Origin of the sequence: Mycobacterium asiaticum, assembly GCF_001673635.1 — a bacterium.
Lineage (GTDB): Bacteria > Actinomycetota > Actinomycetes > Mycobacteriales > Mycobacteriaceae > Mycobacterium > Mycobacterium asiaticum_C.
This window is the reverse complement of record NZ_LZMH01000022.1, coordinates 93,347-110,827: the sequence shown is the minus strand read 5'-3', so window position 1 is coordinate 110,827 and position 17,481 is coordinate 93,347. Positions and strand designations below refer to the sequence as shown.

Below are 17,481 nucleotides of genomic sequence, written 5' to 3'. Positions count from 1 at the left end.
ACCGCACATGCCGCGCGTACAGGAGGGATTCATGACTGACACGGTCCTTGTCACCGGGGGTTTCGGACTCGTCGGATCGCAGACGGTGCGCCGGCTGGCGGCTGACGGGCACCGGGTGGTCGCCACCGACCTAGGCACCACCGCGCAACGCAAGGCGGCCAAATCGCTGCCCGCGGGCGTGACGGCACGCTGGGTGAACCTCACCGATGCGGACGCGGTCGGTCAGCTGGTGGCCGAAACCGCTCCGACGGTGATCATCCACCTGGCCGCGGTGATCCCGCCGGTCATCTACGGGCAGCCCGAACTGGCGCGCCTGGTGAACGTCGACGCCACGGTGTCACTGCTGCGTGCCGCTGAGGCGTGCCCGTGTCCACCAAGGTTCATCCAGGCCTCGAGCAACGCCGTGCACGGCGCCCGAAATCCGCACCGCCACCCGGAGTTGCTCACCGCGGACACGCCGGTGAACCCGTCGGACCTGTATGGGGCGCACAAGGCCGAGGCCGAATACCACGTGCGCCGCTCCGGCCTGGAGTGGGTGATCCTGCGACTCGGTGGCGTGATGAGCGTCGACCTCGGTGCCATGCCGTTCACCTTTGACGCGTTGTACTTCGAGAGCGCCCTGCCGACCGACGGACGGATGCACAGTGTCGATGTGCGCGATGTCGCGGCCGCATTCGCCGCGGCGACCACCGCAGCCAGACAGGACGTCGTGGGGGAGATCCTGCTGGTCGCCGGCGACGAGTCCCATCGACTCCGGCAGGGGGAGGTAGGCGCCGCCCTGGCCGCCACGCGCGGCCTGGTCGATGTGTTGCCCGGTGGTCGGCCCGGCGATCCCGACAGCGACGAGGACTGGTTCGTCACGGACTGGATGGACACCACCCGGGCCGAGCAGGTGCTGTCGTTCCAGCACCACACCTGGCCCGAGATGCTCGCCGAGATGCGCGCCGCCGCCGGTTGGCGGCGCTACCCGATGGGGCTGGTCGCGCCTCTTGCGCGGTGGTTACTCAGGCGGCGTGCCGCATATCGCGATGCCCCGGGTCGTTATGCCAACCCGTGGAGCGCCATTCGTTCCAGGCTCGGCGAGCCGCGGCCGGACGGGTTGCTGGTAGGTCGCGTCGGCTAACCGGCGTTGCGGAGCAATGGCGGCGACGGTAACTCCGCGGCCGCCGTGAGCCGCTGGAAGAGGTCGCTTGCGGCTGAGGTGGCGCGGTCGGCGAACGCGGCGAAGTCGGCGAAGGTGACGCGCTCACCGATCCATCGCGATTGCTCGGCGGTGACACCAATGCGTTGCGGGTCAGACGAGCCGTGCACGATCGCGGTGACGTCACGGTTCTGCTGGTTCCAGCTGTCGGCGAACTGCTGCAGGCGGGCATGTTCGGTCGCCGGGAAGAAGCATCCGGGCGTGACGCGGATGGTGAACACGTCGGGGTGCAAGGCCGGGATCTCGAGGTGGACATGCAGACGCCGGTCGCCGTTGAGAACGAAGAAGAATTCACCGTCGTGCCGGCCGCGGAAGTACCGCCGCCCGCGGGTGCACAGGTAGCGTTCGATCAGGCTGGTGCTCAAGGGCTCGCCCAACGGCTCAGTCATGGTAGCCATGCTGAGGCCGGTGGCTATGGGGATACTTCAGCAAAAGACAGGGCCGGCCAAGAATCAGTTGAGAATTCGCTGAGCGGGCCCCCAACGGGCGTCACTTGATCAGCGGAATGATCTCTTGGCCAACGATATCGAGATACTCCGACTGGACCACGTGGGGAATGGTGAAGAGGAACTGAGCAACGCCGGCGCGTTGGTATTCGCGGATGCGTTCGACGCATTGCTCTGGGGTACCGACGATGAGCCCGGACGCCGGTATGGAGGCGAACTCGGCGCGAACGCGGGCGGTCCGCTCCTCGGATTCCGTCGGCGCCAGCAGCGCCGTCACCGACAAGCTCAAGGTCTGCGGATCGCGCCCGGCCGACTCACAGGCCCGGGTCAGGAAATCCCGACGCTCGGTCACCTGTTGCGGCGACCACCAACGCACGTTCAGTCCCTGAGCGGATCTCGCGGCGATGCGCTGCACCCGGTCTCCTTCGCCGCCGACCCACAGCGGTGGATGGGGACGCTGCACCGGCGGCGGATCGCAGGTGGCGCCGTCGAGGGTGTAGAACTGCCCGGCATAGGTCGGACTGGACTGGGTCCACACCGCCTTCAACACCTCGAGGGACTCCGCGAGCGCGGAGACGCGGTCGCGCACCGGAGGGAACGGTATTCCGTAGGCGTCGAACTCGCGCTGGAACCAGCCGGCGCCCATCCCGAGGTCGAGGCGGCCTTCCGAGATGACGTCGAGGGTGGCGGCCATCTTCCCCAGCACCGACGGGTGTCGGTAGGAATTGCACAGCACGCTGGTACCCAGCCGCAGCCGGGTGGTGTCGCGTGCGAGCGCGCTCAATGCCGTCCAGCATTCGAGCAGGGGCAGTGAGGTGGGCCGCGCGGCGCGGTCCGTGCCGGACGTCTCGGTGGTGATCCCGGCGTCCCTGACGTAGTCGTCGGGACTGATCGTGAGGAAGTGGTCACATAACCAGACCGAATCGAAGCCGTATCGCTCCGCTCGCTGGGAGACGGCGACCATGTCAGGGTAGGCGCTTACCGCCAGGCCGTTGACCGTCAGGGCCAGGATGACCCCCACCCGGGTGCCGGCAGTCATGGCGCAAGTTTCCACCCTCGACGCCAGGCGCGCGTACTCGGGGCACACTCGATGAGAGATCGGGAGGTGGGCAATGGGATTCACCGTGGAACGCTTCGACCACATCGTGGTGAACTGCCGCGACGTGGACGCCACGGCGGAGTGGTATGAGCGGGTGCTCGGCATGCGGCGGGAGACGTTCGGCACGTCGAACCGGACGGCGCTGCGCTTTGGGGATCAGAAGATCAACCTGCGGCCGCTGGGGGCACTGGCCGATGATCCGGACTGGGTCACCGGGGCGGTCGAGGCGGCGGGTTCGGAAGATCTGTGTTTCATCACCCGCGCCACGGCTGACGAGGTACGTGCTCATCTGCGCGACTGCGGAGTGGAGATCACCGCGGGACCCGTCACCAGGTTCGGCGCGCTGGGCGAGATGACGTCGCACTACTGCCGAGACCTCGACGGGAACTTGATCGAAATCGCGGTTTACTGAGGCGTTTTCACAGCGGATAGAGGTGTGGCAGGTTCACCACGATGGCCTCTTGACTGGTGCGGGCAATGACGACCTCGGCGGGTGAGGTGGGATCCGGGTTCTCCTCCCGGTGTGGCACGTAGGGCGGCACGAAGATGTAGTCGCCGGGTTCGGTCTTGATGCGCACCTCCTGAGTTCCGTCGTGAAACACGAACTCAGGGTGACCACTTCGCACGTAGATCGCCGTTTCGGAGTGACCGTGGTGATGGTTGTCCGACGCCGTGGCGGGTTCGACGTGCGTCTCGCCCATCCACAGGTTCTCCGCGCCGACCGATCGTCCGCTGATCGCTGCGAACCGCCGGAGGCCTTCGGTCTGTGCGGTGTCGGAATCGAGTTCCGAGGCTTTGATGTGATGGACCCGTTTGCGGCGCACGTCCGGTTCCGCCGCGGGGAAATCGGGATGGAATCCGTCGGTAGTGGCCACCGGCGCTCCTTGTCGGCTAGACGAGCAGGTACTGCGAATCACGATAGGCTTCAAGCAGTCTGAGCCATAGTTCGCTGATCGTCGGGAAGCACGGCACGGCATGCCAAAGGCGGTCGAGCGCTACCTGGCCCGCGACGGCGATGGTGGCCGCGTGCAGCAACTCCGTCACGCCCGGGCCCACCAGGGTCACCCCCAGCACACGGCGTGAGTCCACCTCGACCACCATGCGCGCCCGGCCGGCGTAGCCGTCGGCGAACAGTTTCGCGCCCGTGACGACGTCGCCGATTTCGACGTCGACGATCTTGGCGCGGTGACCGGCCTGGGCGGCCTGCTCTGCGGTCAGGCCGACGGCGGCGGCCTCGGGGTCGGTGAAGAATGCCTGCGGTACCGCGTGGTGGTCCGCGGTGGTCGCGTGCGCGCCCCACGGCGCGGTGTCCAACGGCTGACCGGTGGCGCGTGCGCCGATGGCCGCACCGGCGATCCGTGCCTGGTACTTGCCCTGGTGGGTCAGCAGCGCCCGGTGGTTTACGTCACCTGCCGCGTACAGCCAGCCGTCCTGGACGGCTTGGACGCGGCAGGTGTCGTCCACGTCGAGCCAGATACCGGGCTCCAATCCAATTGTGTCCAAACCGATGTCGTCGGTCAGGGGTTCCCGGCCGGTGGCGAACAGGACTTCGTCGACCTCCAATTCCCCGCCGTCATCGAGTTCGAGGACCACTGGCCCATTGGGGTCGGGTCGGCGCAAGGCGCGGACCGACACCTCCTTGCGCACATCGACGCCGGCGTCGGTGAGTCCACGCTCGAGGAACTCGCCCACGAACGGCTCCATCTTGGGCAACAGTTGAGAGCCCCGCACCAGCAGTGTCACCTGGGATCCCAATCCCTGCCACGCCGTGACCATTTCGACGCCGACACCCCCGGCGCCGATCACCGCGAGCCGGGCCGGAACCGAACTGCTGTCGGTGGCTTGCCGGTTGGTCCAGGGTCGGGCTTCGACGATGCCGGGTAGGTCGGGCAGTGCGGGCTTGCTGCCGGTGCAGACCACCACCGCATGCTTTGCGGTCAGCACCCGGTCACCGTCCGCGGCGGTGACCGAGACGCGCCGCGGCCCGTCCAACCTGCCGTGGCCCCGGATCAGGGTCGCGCCGATGTTGTTCACCCAGTCGGCCTGTCCGGTGTCGTCCCAGTTATCCACGTACCGGTCGCGACGACCGAAGACGCCGTCGGCATCGATCCCGCCGGTGATGGCCGCACGGGCGCCGTCGACCCGCCGGACGTCGGAAATGGCCAGCACCGGACGCAGTAACGCCTTGCTGGGCACACACGCCCAATACGAGCATTCCCCCCCGACCAGTTCGCGCTCGACCACCGCGACGCTGAGACCCGAGGCGCGCGCCCGGTCCGCGGCGTTCTGGCCGACGGGGCCGGCGCCGAGGACGATTACGTCGAATTCTTCTGCATCTGTTGTCATGTCAGCCATCTCTCTTCAGATGTGCGGCGAACTCGAGCAAATCCTTCGCCACGATGTCCGGTTGCGGCAGAGCACCCACCGGTGCGTTGCCGGGGCGGGTGATCAACGCCGTACTGAACCCAGTATTACGGGCACCGAGCAGGTCCCAATGGTGCGCGGCCACCATCATGCAGTCGGTGGGGCTGGCGCCGAGTTGTCGGCACGCGTGCCGGTAGACCACCGGGGCCGGTTTGAAAGCGTGGCTTGCATCGACGCTGAGCTGTTGCTCGAAAAAGTTTGCCAGCCCGGCGTTTTCGAGTGGTGTCGGGGTGCCGGGGCGGTGCGGCGAGTTGGTCAGGCTGACCAGTCGCAAGCCTTCCTCGTGCAATCGGTTCAGGCCGTCCACCACCTCGGGATGGGGTGGCATGGTGCGGAATCCCTCGCGGAGCCGTTCGATGTCGTCATCGGTGACGATTACTTCGTGGATGGCGCCGAGCATGCGCAGCACACTTGGACCGAGGGTGAAGAAGTCGACATAGTGGTCGGAGAGCGTCGCCGTCATCGAATACAGGATGAGCTGGTTGAACCACTCCCGCAGGACCCGTCGGTCACCGAATACATCGCCGAAAAGCGGTGCCAGGGAATCGATGGCGAGCAAAGTCTCGTTGACGTCGAACACCAGGATGGATGGCGTCGGAATTATCGGTCCACCTTCTTCGGTGCGGGGATGTCGGGCGGTACGTACAGGATCAAACATAGACAGATCAGCGCCATCGCTGCCAGGGGCCAGCACAGGGCGACCAGCGCGGCACCGGCGAAACCACTAATCGTCACCAGTGGCCGGATACGCACGCGCGCGGATCGGTCCACGGCTTCCTGGCACAGAAATAGGTACGTGATATTCACCAGCATGAAAATGGCGGCATACAACGCCACCGGCGCGGAAGACAGGCTGCTGTCGGCTATCCACTCTGTGGTGAAGGGGATCAACGAGACCGAGAAGAGATGGCCGAAGTTCGACCAGATCAACCGCGGTGTCGCGGCTCGCGCGTAGCCGAGCAAGTGATGGTGGTTGACCCAGACGATCGCAATGAACACGTAACTGACGACGTAGCTCAAACCCGTGGGCCACAGAGGCAGCAAAGCGCGCAACGAAGCGGAATTCGGCGCGTTGAGCTTGAGCACCAGGATGGTGATCACCACCGCGAAGACGCCGTCGGAGAATGCCCCCAGCCGGTCCGGCTTGGCCGGTTGGCTGGTCACCGCCGAATCTTTCGCGGGGCAGCCTTCATCGGAGGCTTCCAATGGCATGGGATACCTCGTCGGGGTCCAGTCCGCGGTCGACGCCGTGGGGAAAGACGGTTTGTCCGGGCTCCAGTTGCAGTTGTCTGCCATCGAGGTAGACATCGATCTTGTCCGGCTCGAATGACACCAGGTTGCTCACTCGAGCAACCTCGGCCCACGCTTGGGTGTAGGACCACGCCGCGCGCATATGGGAGCCGACGTCGTAGTAGGAGGCGATGCCCTTGTACGGGCAGAAGGTTTGTCCGTCAACCGGCTTGAGGGCCGAACCATCGATGTGTTCCCGTGGCACGTACCAACGCGGGGCGAAGCCGGACTCGTAGAGCACGACGGGGCATTGGGTCTCGGCGACTACCTTCTCGTCGTCGCGAACTACAAGATGCCTTGCCGTGGAACGAATATCAATTCGATGGTAGGCGTCGGCGGCGTGCCCCACGATACGTTCCTCTTCCTCGTAGAAGGCATCCATGGCACGCCAGGCGAAAGCCATCCGCCCCGCCAGTACGACCGCGTGGCGCGGCAGTCCGGTGTGTTGCCACGCGCTGTGGGCGGCGTCCCTGCCCGGAACTTGAACTGTGTACCAATGGGTCTCACCCAGGTCAGCATGCTGGGTCACCCGTTCCTCGGCGATTACACTGCCCGGACGTATATCGCTGAGCGGAAAGTAGGCCACCGGATAGCGGCCCGGTTCATGTAGGAGGACGACGTCCTCACTGTCGGCGATCCAATGGTCACCGAACCGGACTCGCATACGGCGCCGTAGCGGCTCGGCGAACAGCAATCGCTCGGGTAGCGGTTGTTCGGTGAGAAAGTGTCCTACGGACCCGGGCGCGAGCGGGCCCTGTTGCCACGCCAAACCCATTGTCGGCCCCGGTGCTAGTCGTCGTCCACGACGACGACCATCTTGCCGCCGGCGTCGCCGGACTCCATCACGCGGTGCGCTTCGCGGATCTGGTCGAAGGAAAAAATGTGCGAAGGTTTCGCCTCGAGCCGGCCGTCCGCCACCTGGCGAGCGATGTCCTGCAACGGCACGTCGGACAACGGGAATCCCGGGGTCCCGAACACGAAACTACCAAAGAAGTTCAGGTTGACTCCAGATGCCATGCGCAGCAACGGATTGAAGTCACCGATCGGGTCGAGACCGCCGAGCCAGCCGGCCAGGCAGGCCGCGCCGCCGCGACGCAGCATGTCCAGGGAGTCCAGAATGGTGCTGTTGCCGATCAGGTCGAGCACGGCGTCGAGCTGCTTGGCCTCGGCGATGTGCGCGGCGAGGTCGGTCCGCTCCAGTTCTACCCGCGTGGCACCAAGCGCCTCGAGCATCGGGATCCGCTTGCTGGTGCGAGTGGTGGCGATGACGTGCGCACCCGCGGCGACGGCCATCTTCAGCGCAGCCTGCCCGAAAGACGATGTGGCACCGCGGATCAGCGCAGTTTGGCCGGACGCCAGCTGCAAGTTGCGGAACAGGCACGTCCAGGCCGTCGCATAGGTCTCGGGCAATGCCGCCAACACGGACCACGGCAAATCGGATTCGATGAGCGCGACGTTGGCCGCGCGCACCCGAGTGTACTGGGCGTAGCTGCCGTTGATCGTCCGGCCGAGGCCGCCCATCAACGCGGCTACCTTCGCACCGACCGGAAATTCGCCGCCCGGGCACGCGTCCACGAAGCCGACGCATTCGATGCCGCTGACCTCGGCGGCTTCGGCCCATTCACCGCGCCGCATGTGCATCTCGGCGTGGTTGATGCCGAACCCCTTCACCTTGATCACCACTTCGCCACGTCTTGGTAGCGGCTTGGGGATGTCGGTGTACACCAGGCTGTCGAGTCCGCCGAACTTCTCCAACACGATCGCCCGCATCGTCTCGCCGCCATGTTGGTCACGCACCACAGCCGGCGCGGTGGGGAGTGTGCTTTCGATTACCGACATTTCACGTATGCCTTCCTACCTCGACGCAACGGAAGGCCAGAATGGGCCAGCCATCCCAATAATTATGGGCTAGTCAACCCAGAAAAGTCCAGAGGGGAGGGTGGATGAATCAGGATTTGCGCCGGCGCCGAGGCGCCGCAAAAGACCGCACGTAGTCGACCGCAGCCTGCAAGGCCGCAGCCAGCGGCGCTGGATCGCCGGTGGCATGGGTGAGCATGGCGCCGCCCTGGTGCGCGGCGACCAGTGCAACCGCCAGGTGCCGTGGATCAGCTTCAGGGATGAGTTGGCCCCGGTCCCGCATCGCGGTGAGGCCGTGCCGGAACAGGCCGATCCATTCGTCGTATCCCTCGGACAGTTCGTCGTGGATCTCTTGATCGGCGTCGATCAGCTCGCCGGCGAGCGAACCGTAAACGCATCCGCCGACGCGATAGACGGTGTCGATATCGGCCACGCACGCGTCGGCCCAGCCCTGCAACGCTTCGAAACTGTCCAGCCCGCCCAATTCGGGTCGGGTATGGAACGCGTGTACATTGTTGCGGCGCAGGGCAACTACGTGACGGGTGAGTTCCCGCTTGTCGCCGAAGTAGTGCGCGATCTGCGATCCGCTGACGCCCGCGGCGGTGCGCACCTCGTCGATGCTGGTGTCGGCGATGCCGCGCCTGAAGATCAACCGCGCGGCGACGTCGACGATGCGCGCGCGGGTAGCGAGCCCCTTTTGAGTGAGGCGCGACGTCTTATTGCCGGACACCTTGGTACCAACCTCGCTCAGGCCGAGCGGCCGGCCGTGCGGCGCCCACGGGCGCGGCGTACCGGGCGGGGTGCCCGTTCGGCGGCGGCGGTGGCGAACATCCGCAGGTAGTTGACGGCGAATCGGATGGCGTCGGCGTGCGGCCATTCCGCGCGGTAGGTGTAAGCCAGGGTGCCGCCGCCCTGGTGTGCGCTGACTATCACCAGGGCCAGGTGCCGCGGGTCGGCGGCACGGGTAAGGACGCCGTTGTCTTTCATGGACTGGATCGCCCGTTCGAGCAGTTCGACCCATTGCCAGTAGCCCACCGCCAAGGCCTCTCGCGTCGCACCGTCGGGTTTGGCCAGCTTTGCGGCCAGGGCGTGATAGGTCGGGGTGCCGGTGTCGCCGATACGCCGCAGATAGCGCATGTTCAGGTCGATCCAGCGCTCAAAATCAGCAAATGACTGCAGCCCGCCGAGCTTGGGCTGGCGGTGGAAGTCCAGCACCACCTCGATCTGACGTGCGATGACGGCGCGCAACAGCGCCCGCTTGTCGGCGAAATAGTGGGAGAGTTGCGAGCCACTGACCGACGCGGCCTTGCGCACGCTGTCCATATTGAACGCGGACAACCCCTCGTGGACGATCAGATCGGCGGCGATCTCCACGATGCGGTCCCGGGTGGCCCGACCCTTGGGAGTCAGCCTCTTGTCGTCCGCCTCCGGATGCCCCATGGCGTCAGGCTAACTCGCGGCAGCGCCCAACTATGGGATATGCAGCCCATTAGGTGTGCGATCCTTCGCCAGGAAAGCGCGGACGAGGTCGGTGACTTCCGGCAAGGCCGATTCCAGCAGGAAATGGCCGCCGTCCAGCAGGTGAATCTCGGCATCGGGTAGGTCGTTCGCAAACGCCTCCGCGCCGGCCGGACCGAAAATCTCGTCGCCGCGGCCCCACACCGCAAGTAGCGGAACGCCGCTGGCGCGGAAGTACTCGTGCAGCCGCGGGTACAGCGGCGCATTCGTGGCGTAGTCGCGGAACAACTTCAGCTGCACCTCGTCGTTGCCGGGCCGGGAGATCAGCGCATAATCGTGCAACCACGATTCGGGGTCCACCAGCGTCTGGTCGGCCACGCCGGTCAGGTACTGCCACCGGGTGGCGTCCAGGGTCAGGAATTGCCGAACCGCGGCTTCGGTCTCGGCCGATGGCTCGGTCTGATAGGCCCACACCACTTTCCAGAAGCTCTCTACGAAACCGGCGTCATACCCATTGCCGTTCTGGGTGATGATCGCGGTGATCGCCGCGGGATCGTGCAGCGCCAGGCGCCAGCCGATAGGGGCGCCATAGTCCTGGACGTACAGCGCGTACTGCTTGACACCAAGGCTCTCCAGCAGCCCCGCCGTCAGTCGGGTCAACGCATCGAATGTGTAGTCGAACTCTTCCACCGGTGGTGCGTCGGACAGGCCGAAGCCCAGATGGTCGGGGGCGATCACGTGGTAGCTGTCCGCGAGTGCGGGGATCAGGCCGCGGAACATGTATGAACTGGTCGGAAAACCGTGCAGGAGAACAACTGTCGGATCGGCAGGGTTACCCGCTTGCCGGAAGAACAGCTGATGGCCGCCGACGGTCGCATAGCGATGATGAACAACCATTGGGGCCTCCCGATATTTTGGGTTGTGCATCCCATTATGCACGGATACGTTCGGCAGGCAAGATGGGCAGTGCGGTGATGCCGATTCCACGAGGAGCGCCGGTGAGCAAGCTTGTTTCGGTGAATGTCGGCATGCCCAAAGACGTGCGGTGGCGTGACAGTGTGGTGCACACCGGAATCTGGAAGTCGCCGGTCGACGGGCCGGTCATGGTGCGTCGGTTGAACATCGAGGGTGACGGCCAGGGCGACCTTGTCGGCCACGGTGGTGATCAACGCGCCGTCATGGTGTATCAGGTTGAGTCCTATGAGTTCTGGAAGCGCTATCTCAAGCGCGACGATCTCGAGTTCGGCAATTTCGGTGAGAACTTCACTGTCAGCGGGCTGGCCGATGACGACGTGTGCATTGGTGATCGTTACCGGATCGGCGACGCCGAATTCGAAGTCACTCAGCCCCGGGTCACCTGCTTCCGCGTCGGGATGCGGCTGAATGAACCGGAGATGCCCAAGCTGCTGGTCGCAAAGCACCGGCCCGGCTTCTACCTACGGGTGATCACGGAAGGCTCGGTACAACGGGGCGACGAGATTGTGCGCACTCGCCGTGGGCGTCATCAACTCAGCGTCGCCGACGTGGACGCGCTGCTGTACCTACCGCACCGTGATGCCGGGCAGCTCCGCAAGGCCGTGGATGTGCCCGCGCTGAGTCCCGGCTGGCAGGAGTCTTTCCGCGAGCTGCTGGCGGCGCCCGCTGGAAGTTCGGATCGGCCGGCGTGGAACGGATTTCGACCGCTGCGGGTCAGCGCTGTGCGCCGGGAAAGCGAATCGGTGTTGTCGATTCTCCTGGGTTCTGACGACGGGTCCCCGCTGCCGATTCCACTCCCGGGTCAGCACGTGACAGTCCGGATTTCCGGGGCGGGCAGCCCGGCGTCCCTGCGCAGCTATTCCCTCTCCGGTGATCCCGCCGCGGGGGAGTACCGCATCAGTGTCAAACGCGAGGACCACGGGCTGGTGAGCCGGTGGTTGCACGATCATGTCCAAGCCGGATCCGTCGTCGACGTTGCCGCGCCGCGGGGTGACTTCACCCTGGTCGGCGGCAGTGGTCCGGTGGTGCTGATCTCGGCCGGCATCGGGGTGACTCCGCTGCTCGCCATGTTGCACGCCCTTGCGGCCGCGGCCGCCAGACGTGAGGTCTGGTGGCTGCACAGCACCAGGAACCGGCAGAGTCTCGCTTTCGAAGACGAAGTCAGCGCTCTGGTTGACGCACTGGCCCATGCACACCTGCGAGTGCAATACACCGAAACGGACGGACGCTTGGACCGCCGGTCGATCGAGGCGCTCGAGCTGCCCGTCGACTCCGCCGTATACATCTGTGGTCCAACAGAATTCATGGCTGACATCCGTGATTGCCTGACCGCCATCGGAATTGACGCATCGCGCATCCACAGCGAATTATTCGGTGCGCTGCCGCCGATCAATCCTGGGATCGTCCCGGCGCAGCGGAGGCCGCCGCATCAACCATCCGGAGTCCCCGGCACCGGCCCGTCGGTCACCTTCGCCCGCAGCGGCCTGACGGTGAACTGGTCATCGGAGTACCGCAGCATCCTCGAGCTTGCCGAAAGCTGCGATGTGCCGACCCGGTTCTCCTGCCGCAGCGGCGTGTGCCACGTCTGCGTCACCGGCGTGGTTGCCGGAACCACGAACTATGTTCAGCAGCCCTTGGAATTGCCAGAACCCGGCGAGGTGCTCATCTGCTCGGCCGCACCGGAGGACGACCTGGTGCTGGATCTCTAGCGCTACTCGGGCGAGATCGCCCGCTGCCCACCAGTGGCGTGCAACACGGTGCCGTTGACGTAACTGGCCGCGGGTGAGGCCAGAAAGACCACCGCACTGGCGATTTCGCTTGCCTGGGCCGGGCGTCCGATCGCTGTGGTCGCCCCGAGCGCATCGAGGAGCCCGGGAGCCATGTCGACAGCACCGGGGGTGTCCGTTGGCCCGGGAGCGATCGCATTCACCCGGACTCCAGCCGCACCGAACTCGTCTGCCCACACGCGGGTGAGCTGTTCCAGGCCGGCCTTGGTGGCGCCGTAGATGCCGGTCCCGCGCGCCGCCACGGAGGCAGCCAGCGTGCTGAGATTGACCACGACACCGCCACCGCGGCTCACCATCGCCGGAACCAGCTCCTGTACCAGGATGTACGGTGCGCGCAGATTGATGTTCACATGTCGATCGAAGGTCGGATCGTCAGTTTCGGCGGTCGCACCGAACTCGTAGATGCCGGCATTGTTGATCAAAATGTCCACCGGCCCAGCTTCGTTGGCCAGCCGTCGAACATCTTCAGCATCGTTGAGATCCGCAGCCACGAAACGTGCCTTGCCCCCGGCATTCTCGATGTCGCGCACGGTCTCGGCGCCGCGCTCGGCGCTACGTCCATGGACGACGACGTCAGCGCCCAGCGTAGCCAGCTGCAACGCGATTTCCCGGCCGATGCCGGATGTGGCGCCGGTAACCAGGGCAGTGGAACCGGCCAGTGTCTCAGTCATCTCCCGACCAGCATGGGCCGACCGGGATTTATTCCACCGGGCTCAGCGCGACGGAGGCCTCGGCGGTGTAGCACAGGAAAGTCAGCGTCTCCTGCAGGTACAGCTGCACGCTGTCGGCGTCATGACTGAGGTACCCGATCGCCACGTCGGTACCGAGCTGTAGGTCGAAGTCGCCGCCGCGCGTGGTCAATACGAATGCACCGTCGATCGCCGGTGCCCAGATGATGTCGCCGTCGACCAGCCGGTTCAGGTGTTCGAGGATCGGGTAACCGTGCGCGGTCGTCTCGCTCACCTTGGTGTACACATCCGCGGCCAGCAGCACCGAGTACGGGCCGTCCACACCGGCCAGCCGCAGCTGCGACAGGGCCTGGGTGATGACGTCGGGGATGTCGCGCGGGTCCTCCGGCAGGGTAAGCGGCGGGTTGGAGCTGCAGCTGCGGATGCCCTGGATCGACGCCGGGGCATAACCCTCGAAGATGCCGCGGTCCTCCACGAACGCCAGCTTCTTGGCGGCCACCTTGACCGGTTCCCAGTCCGAGTCATTGGAACCGCGCTCCACGTCATCGATCTCGTTGCGGGACAAGGTGAACGGCACCCGCAGCCGGACCAGTGGCCGGCTGTCGCGCAGATGAGCGATCACCCCGTCAGTCGGTGACTCCAGGTCGAGCAACCGCCCCGTGCTCACCGCCGCGGTAACGGGTCCGCCGGGTTCGCTCACGTCCACCACGCGGCGTCCGGCGATATGCCGTTTGAAGGTCCGCGACGCCTCCAGTTCGATTTCTGCCCAAGCGGCTTCGGTGACCGGTGCCAGGTCGCGGTACAGGTTGTTCATTCAGTTTTTCCTTTCAGGCTGCCGATCCGCAGTGATCCGTCATCGGAAGAAAGCGTGGCCGGTGGACCCGCGGCAGGGTTGCAGGCCGTTCCAGCCAGAGGGGCGGGCAGCGGCGGCGGATCGTTGAGGAAGTCGACGGTGGGTGCGAAGAACAGCCCACCGGTGACCGCGGTGGAGAAATCCAGGATGCGGTCGGTGTTGCCGGGCGGATCGCCGAGGAACATGTTGCGCAGCATCTGTTCGGTGACGTCGGGTGTGCGTGAATAACCGATGAAGTAGGTGCCGTACTCGCCCTTGCCGACCTCGCCGAACGGCATGTTATGGCGCACGATCTTGAGTTCGGTGCCGTCGTCGTCGGTGATGACATTGAGCGCAATATGGGAGTTGGCCGGCTTGGCGTCATCGTCGAGCTCGATGTCCTCGAGTTTGGTGCGCCCGATCACCAGTTCCTGTTCGGTCACCGACAGCGATTCCCACGACGACATGTCGTGGACGTAGCGCTGCACGTGCACGTAGCACGAGCCGGCGAAGTCGGGATCCTCGTCGCCGATCGCGGTGGCGCTGACGGCCAGGGGGCCATCCGGGTTCTCGGTGCCGTCGACGAACCCCAGCAGATCGCGGTTGTCGAAGAACCGGAATCCATGCACTTCGTCGACGACGGTCACCGCGGGCGTCATCGCTTTGAGGATGCGGCCGGCCAATTCGAAACAGACGTCCAATGTTTCGGCGCGGATGTGAAACAACAGGTCACCGGGCGTCGCCGGTGCCGCGTGTCGCGGGCCGGTCAACTCAACGAACGGATGCAGCGCAGCGGGCCGCGGTCCGGCGAACAACCGGTCCCAGGCATCCGAACCGATCGAGGTGATCACCGACAGCCGCTTCCACGGCTCGCGGAACCCGATCGCCCGTACCAACCCGGAAATGTCGCCGAGCGCGTCATGCACCGTCGCCTCACCGCCGGTGTTGATCGTGACCACCATGAAGATCGCTGCTGGCGTCAGGGGTTCCAGGATCGGCTGCGGCTGAACAGCGGGCACAGCGAAGACCCTAACGCTCCCGGTACGGGGAATGCTAAACATGGCTACATGGTGGCCACCGCCCTTGGCCTGGGTGAATTCATCGACGCGTCGCCCTCGCCATTTCATGTGTGCGCGACGGCGGCGATCCGATTGATCGATGCGGGGTACACCGAACTCAACGAGGCGGATCGCTGGCCCGAAACCCCCGGAAGCTACTTCGTCGTTCGTGCCGGGTCGCTCGTCGCCTGGAACAGCCTCGAGAGTTTGCGCCCGTTCCGCATCGTCGGCGCTCATACCGACAGCCCCAACCTGCGGGTCAAGCAACATCCGGACCGCGCGGTCGCCGGCTGGAAGGTGGTGGCGCTGGAGCCCTACGGCGGAGCGTGGCTCAACTCCTGGCTGGATCGCGATCTGGGTATCAGCGGACGGTTGTCGGTCCGGGACGGCCGGGACGTCACGCACCGCCTCGTCCGGATCGACGAGCCGATCCTGCGGGTGCCGCAGCTGGCGATTCACCTGGCCGACGACCGCAAATCGGTGACCCTGGATCCGCAGCGGCACGTCAACGCGGTCTGGGGTGCCGGCGATGTGGTCGGGTCCTTCGTCGGGTACATCGCCGAACGCGCCGGGGTGTCGAAGACCGACGTGCTCGCCGCCGACCTGATGACGCACGACCTCACCCCGTCGGCGGTGATCGGCGCCGCGGGCGATCTGCTCAGCGCGCCGCGGCTGGACAACCAGGCCAGCTGTTATGCCGGGCTGGAGGCGCTGCTCGAATTGCAGCAGCAGCCCGAGCCGCCCTGGTTCCAGCCGGTGCTGGCGCTTTTCGACCATGAGGAGGTCGGTTCGACCTCGGACCACGGCGCCCAATCCAACCTGCTGGTGACCGTCCTGGAGCGCATCGTGCTTGCCGCCGGCGGCGACCGCGAAGACCATCTGCGGCTGCTGCCCGCGTCCATGCTGGCGTCGGCGGACATGGCCCATGCGACGCACCCCAACTACCCGGAGCGGCATGAGCCCGGTCACCTGATCGCTGTCAACGGCGGTCCAGTGCTCAAGGTGCACCCCAACCTGAGGTACGCCACCGACGGGCGCACCGCCGCCGCTTTCGCGCTGGCCTGCCAGCGGGCCGGGGTGCCGCTGCAGCGTTACGAACACCGCGCCGACCTGCCCTGTGGCTCCACCATCGGGCCGATGGCCTCGGCGCGCACCGGCATCCCGACCGTCGACATCGGCGCCCCGCAACTGGCCATGCACTCGGCGCGCGAGTTGATGGGCGCTTCGGACGTTCCCGCCTACGCGGCCGCCCTGCAAGCTTTCCTTTCCGCGGAGCGTCCCGAGGCATAGGGTTCGGCGGTATGGCGCTGAAATTGGAGATGGTCACGTTCGACTGCAGCGACCCGGTGACGTTGTCAGGTTGGTGGGCCGAGCAGTTCGGGGGCACCACGCACGAGTTGATGCCCGGTGAATTCTTCGCGCTGGCTCCGCCCGAGGGGCCCCGGCTGGGTTTCCAGAAGGTGCCCGATCCCACGCCCGGGAAGAACCGCCTGCACCTGGACTACGTGACCCCCGACGTGGACGGCGAAGTATCGCGACTGAAGGCAGCGGGGGCGAGCGAGGTCGAACGGCACAGCATCGGCGACAGCTTCCGCTGGGTCGTGCTGGCGGACCCGGAAGGCAACGCGTTCTGCGTGGTGAGCCAATACGACGGCGCCTGAGCCTGTTACAGGCCGAAAAGCGGCCGGCAGCGCTCGAAACCGTCCACGCGCACCTCGATGGCGCGATGCCGCTCCCAGTCCTCGCGGGTGAGCCGGAACCGTCGCATCTCGGCAACCGCCCCCTCGCGTGCCAGCCGGTCTACGCCGTCGTCTTGGTAGCCGAGGCGCCGCGACACGGCGATGGACGCCGGATTATCCGTGAACGACTGTGACGTCGCCGCTTGCGCGCCTAGTTCGGTAAACGCGAAATGCAATGCGGCCGCGCGCATCTCGGTACCGTAGCCGTTTCGCTGATGGCGCATCCCGAGCCACGACCCGGAGTCCACCTGGCGGGCGACGGGAAACTGCTTGGCCATCAACCCCTGCACGCCGACGGCTTTCCCGTCGACGACTACCGCCAGTGGCAACGACCAGTGATCGCGGTTGAAGCCGGCCAGTTCCCGCCATAGGTACGCCAGGGTGTTGAACGGCACGTATTCGCGCGGCACGCGTGTCCATGGGACCGAAAACGGCATCTTGTCGGGTGGGTGGATCCCGTCCAGGATCGTGTCGATCAGCTGGTCGATCAACTCCTCGGTCGGCAGCCGCAACTGCAACCGCGCAGTGGTGATCCGCAGGTCGAACAGCGGCCAGTGACGGGACATCGGCCCATTATCGGGACCTCGGCCGGTGAAATCAGCCCAATTTCCGGCGGGAACCTAGAC

20 protein-coding genes are annotated in these 17,481 nt (G+C 65.8%); 5 read left to right on the top strand and 15 right to left on the bottom strand.

The window, feature by feature from the left end:
- The first annotated feature begins 31 nt into the window (after positions 1 to 31).
- Positions 32 to 1,123 carry an NAD-dependent epimerase/dehydratase family protein gene (locus tag A5645_RS05285; RefSeq protein ID WP_065036731.1) on the top strand — a complete coding sequence of 364 codons (1,092 nt, stop codon included), beginning with the start codon at positions 32 to 34 and terminating at the stop codon, positions 1,121 to 1,123.
- Here A5645_RS05285 and A5645_RS05280 read toward each other — a convergent pair.
- Both A5645_RS05280 and A5645_RS05275 read right to left on the bottom strand, forming a co-directional pair.
- On the bottom strand, positions 1,120 to 1,590 hold the full coding sequence (locus A5645_RS05280; protein ID WP_065128754.1) for a hypothetical protein: 471 nt from the start codon (positions 1,588 to 1,590) through the stop codon (positions 1,120 to 1,122). The genes A5645_RS05285 and A5645_RS05280 overlap by 4 nt on opposite strands.
- Positions 1,591 to 1,690: 100 nt before the next feature.
- The gene (locus A5645_RS05275) at positions 1,691 to 2,686 is read right to left on the bottom strand and encodes a TIGR03619 family F420-dependent LLM class oxidoreductase (protein ID WP_065128702.1); all 996 of its coding nucleotides are present in this window, start codon (positions 2,684 to 2,686) and stop codon (positions 1,691 to 1,693) included.
- Between the two features lie 73 nt (positions 2,687 to 2,759).
- Between A5645_RS05275 and A5645_RS05270 the strand changes: the two genes are divergently transcribed.
- The gene (locus tag A5645_RS05270) at positions 2,760 to 3,158 is read left to right on the top strand and encodes a VOC family protein (protein ID WP_065128700.1); all 399 of its coding nucleotides are present in this window, start codon (positions 2,760 to 2,762) and stop codon (positions 3,156 to 3,158) included.
- A 7-nt stretch (positions 3,159 to 3,165) separates the two neighbouring features.
- On the opposite strand, the gene A5645_RS05265 is transcribed toward A5645_RS05270, so the two are convergent.
- The 9 genes from A5645_RS05265 to A5645_RS05225 all read right to left on the bottom strand — a co-directional run bounded on the left by A5645_RS05265 (position 3,166) and on the right by A5645_RS05225 (position 10,672).
- Positions 3,166 to 3,621 (bottom strand): cupin domain-containing protein, encoded by a 456-nt coding sequence (locus A5645_RS05265; protein WP_065036654.1) that lies wholly within the window; start codon positions 3,619 to 3,621, stop codon positions 3,166 to 3,168.
- Positions 3,622 to 3,637: 16 nt separating this feature from the next.
- A complete protein-coding gene (locus A5645_RS05260) occupies positions 3,638 to 5,092 on the bottom strand; it encodes a dihydrolipoyl dehydrogenase family protein (protein ID WP_065036655.1) in 1,455 nt (484 codons plus the stop codon).
- 1 nt (position 5,093) lies between these two features.
- Positions 5,094 to 5,771, bottom strand: coding sequence for a haloacid dehalogenase type II (locus A5645_RS05255; protein WP_065036733.1), 678 nt, complete (start codon positions 5,769 to 5,771; stop codon positions 5,094 to 5,096).
- The gene (locus tag A5645_RS05250; RefSeq protein ID WP_253866850.1) at positions 5,771 to 6,334 is read right to left on the bottom strand and encodes a TMEM175 family protein; all 564 of its coding nucleotides are present in this window, start codon (positions 6,332 to 6,334) and stop codon (positions 5,771 to 5,773) included. The genes A5645_RS05255 and A5645_RS05250 overlap by 1 nt, the downstream gene beginning before the upstream one ends.
- A 25-nt stretch (positions 6,335 to 6,359) precedes the next feature.
- Positions 6,360 to 7,235 (bottom strand): DUF427 domain-containing protein, encoded by an 876-nt coding sequence (locus tag A5645_RS05245; RefSeq protein ID WP_065128698.1) that lies wholly within the window; start codon positions 7,233 to 7,235, stop codon positions 6,360 to 6,362.
- 14 nt (positions 7,236 to 7,249) lie between these two features.
- On the bottom strand, positions 7,250 to 8,299 hold the full coding sequence (locus A5645_RS05240) for a zinc-binding alcohol dehydrogenase family protein (RefSeq protein ID WP_065128696.1): 1,050 nt from the start codon (positions 8,297 to 8,299) through the stop codon (positions 7,250 to 7,252).
- 109 nt (positions 8,300 to 8,408) lie between these two features.
- A complete protein-coding gene (locus tag A5645_RS05235; RefSeq protein WP_065036658.1) occupies positions 8,409 to 9,047 on the bottom strand; it encodes a TetR/AcrR family transcriptional regulator in 639 nt (212 codons plus the stop codon).
- A gap of 17 nt (positions 9,048 to 9,064) precedes the next feature.
- Positions 9,065 to 9,757 (bottom strand): TetR/AcrR family transcriptional regulator, encoded by a 693-nt coding sequence (locus tag A5645_RS05230; RefSeq protein WP_065128694.1) that lies wholly within the window; start codon positions 9,755 to 9,757, stop codon positions 9,065 to 9,067.
- A gap of 30 nt (positions 9,758 to 9,787) precedes the next feature.
- A complete protein-coding gene (locus A5645_RS05225) occupies positions 9,788 to 10,672 on the bottom strand; it encodes an alpha/beta fold hydrolase (protein WP_065128692.1) in 885 nt (294 codons plus the stop codon).
- Between the two features lie 101 nt (positions 10,673 to 10,773).
- On the opposite strand from A5645_RS05225, the gene A5645_RS05220 reads away from it, so the two are divergent.
- A complete protein-coding gene (locus A5645_RS05220; protein ID WP_065128749.1) occupies positions 10,774 to 12,459 on the top strand; it encodes an MOSC and FAD-binding oxidoreductase domain-containing protein in 1,686 nt (561 codons plus the stop codon).
- A gap of 2 nt (positions 12,460 to 12,461) precedes the next feature.
- On the opposite strand, the gene A5645_RS05215 is transcribed toward A5645_RS05220, so the two are convergent.
- The 3 genes from A5645_RS05215 to A5645_RS05205 are packed head-to-tail and all read right to left on the bottom strand — an operon-like array spanning position 12,462 to position 15,119.
- Positions 12,462 to 13,208: an SDR family NAD(P)-dependent oxidoreductase gene (locus A5645_RS05215; RefSeq protein WP_065036661.1), complete on the bottom strand. Its 747-nt coding sequence runs from the start codon at positions 13,206 to 13,208 to the stop codon at positions 12,462 to 12,464.
- A 28-nt stretch (positions 13,209 to 13,236) separates the two neighbouring features.
- Positions 13,237 to 14,040, bottom strand: coding sequence for a family 1 encapsulin nanocompartment shell protein (locus tag A5645_RS05210; RefSeq protein WP_065036662.1), 804 nt, complete (start codon positions 14,038 to 14,040; stop codon positions 13,237 to 13,239).
- On the bottom strand, positions 14,037 to 15,119 hold the full coding sequence (locus tag A5645_RS05205) for a Dyp-type peroxidase (RefSeq protein ID WP_172830469.1): 1,083 nt from the start codon (positions 15,117 to 15,119) through the stop codon (positions 14,037 to 14,039). Before A5645_RS05205 ends, A5645_RS05210 begins: the two co-directional genes overlap by 4 nt.
- A 6-nt stretch (positions 15,120 to 15,125) precedes the next feature.
- On the opposite strand from A5645_RS05205, the gene A5645_RS05200 reads away from it, so the two are divergent.
- Both A5645_RS05200 and A5645_RS05195 read left to right on the top strand, forming a co-directional pair.
- Positions 15,126 to 16,406, top strand: coding sequence for a M18 family aminopeptidase (locus tag A5645_RS05200; protein ID WP_065128690.1), 1,281 nt, complete (start codon positions 15,126 to 15,128; stop codon positions 16,404 to 16,406).
- An 11-nt stretch (positions 16,407 to 16,417) separates the two neighbouring features.
- Positions 16,418 to 16,777 carry a VOC family protein gene (locus A5645_RS05195; RefSeq protein WP_065036664.1) on the top strand — a complete coding sequence of 120 codons (360 nt, stop codon included), beginning with the start codon at positions 16,418 to 16,420 and terminating at the stop codon, positions 16,775 to 16,777.
- 5 nt (positions 16,778 to 16,782) lie between these two features.
- Here A5645_RS05195 and A5645_RS05190 read toward each other — a convergent pair whose 3' ends face one another.
- Positions 16,783 to 17,421, bottom strand: coding sequence for an acetyl-/succinyl-CoA transferase (locus A5645_RS05190; protein ID WP_065036665.1), 639 nt, complete (start codon positions 17,419 to 17,421; stop codon positions 16,783 to 16,785).
- Positions 17,422 to 17,481 lie beyond the last annotated feature (60 nt).

Coding starts and splice junctions, on each gene's coding strand:
- A5645_RS05195 (WP_065036664.1), top strand. CDS start 16,418: ATGGCGCTGAAATTGGAGATGGTCACGTTCGACTGCAGCGACCCGGTG.
- A5645_RS05245 (WP_065128698.1), bottom strand. CDS start 7,235: ATGGGTTTGGCGTGGCAACAGGGCCCGCTCGCGCCCGGGTCCGTAGGA.
- A5645_RS05200 (WP_065128690.1), top strand. CDS start 15,126: ATGGTGGCCACCGCCCTTGGCCTGGGTGAATTCATCGACGCGTCGCCC.
- A5645_RS05275 (WP_065128702.1), bottom strand. CDS start 2,686: ATGACTGCCGGCACCCGGGTGGGGGTCATCCTGGCCCTGACGGTCAAC.
- A5645_RS05270 (WP_065128700.1), top strand. CDS start 2,760: ATGGGATTCACCGTGGAACGCTTCGACCACATCGTGGTGAACTGCCGC.
- A5645_RS05225 (WP_065128692.1), bottom strand. CDS start 10,672: ATGGTTGTTCATCATCGCTATGCGACCGTCGGCGGCCATCAGCTGTTC.
- A5645_RS05260 (WP_065036655.1), bottom strand. CDS start 5,092: ATGACAACAGATGCAGAAGAATTCGACGTAATCGTCCTCGGCGCCGGC.
- A5645_RS05190 (WP_065036665.1), bottom strand. CDS start 17,421: ATGTCCCGTCACTGGCCGCTGTTCGACCTGCGGATCACCACTGCGCGG.
- A5645_RS05280 (WP_065128754.1), bottom strand. CDS start 1,590: ATGACTGAGCCGTTGGGCGAGCCCTTGAGCACCAGCCTGATCGAACGC.
- A5645_RS05230 (WP_065128694.1), bottom strand. CDS start 9,757: ATGGGGCATCCGGAGGCGGACGACAAGAGGCTGACTCCCAAGGGTCGG.
- A5645_RS05210 (WP_065036662.1), bottom strand. CDS start 14,040: ATGAACAACCTGTACCGCGACCTGGCACCGGTCACCGAAGCCGCTTGG.
- A5645_RS05215 (WP_065036661.1), bottom strand. CDS start 13,208: ATGACTGAGACACTGGCCGGTTCCACTGCCCTGGTTACCGGCGCCACA.
- A5645_RS05285 (WP_065036731.1), top strand. CDS start 32: ATGACTGACACGGTCCTTGTCACCGGGGGTTTCGGACTCGTCGGATCG.
- A5645_RS05240 (WP_065128696.1), bottom strand. CDS start 8,299: ATGTCGGTAATCGAAAGCACACTCCCCACCGCGCCGGCTGTGGTGCGT.
- A5645_RS05205 (WP_172830469.1), bottom strand. CDS start 15,119: ATGTTTAGCATTCCCCGTACCGGGAGCGTTAGGGTCTTCGCTGTGCCC.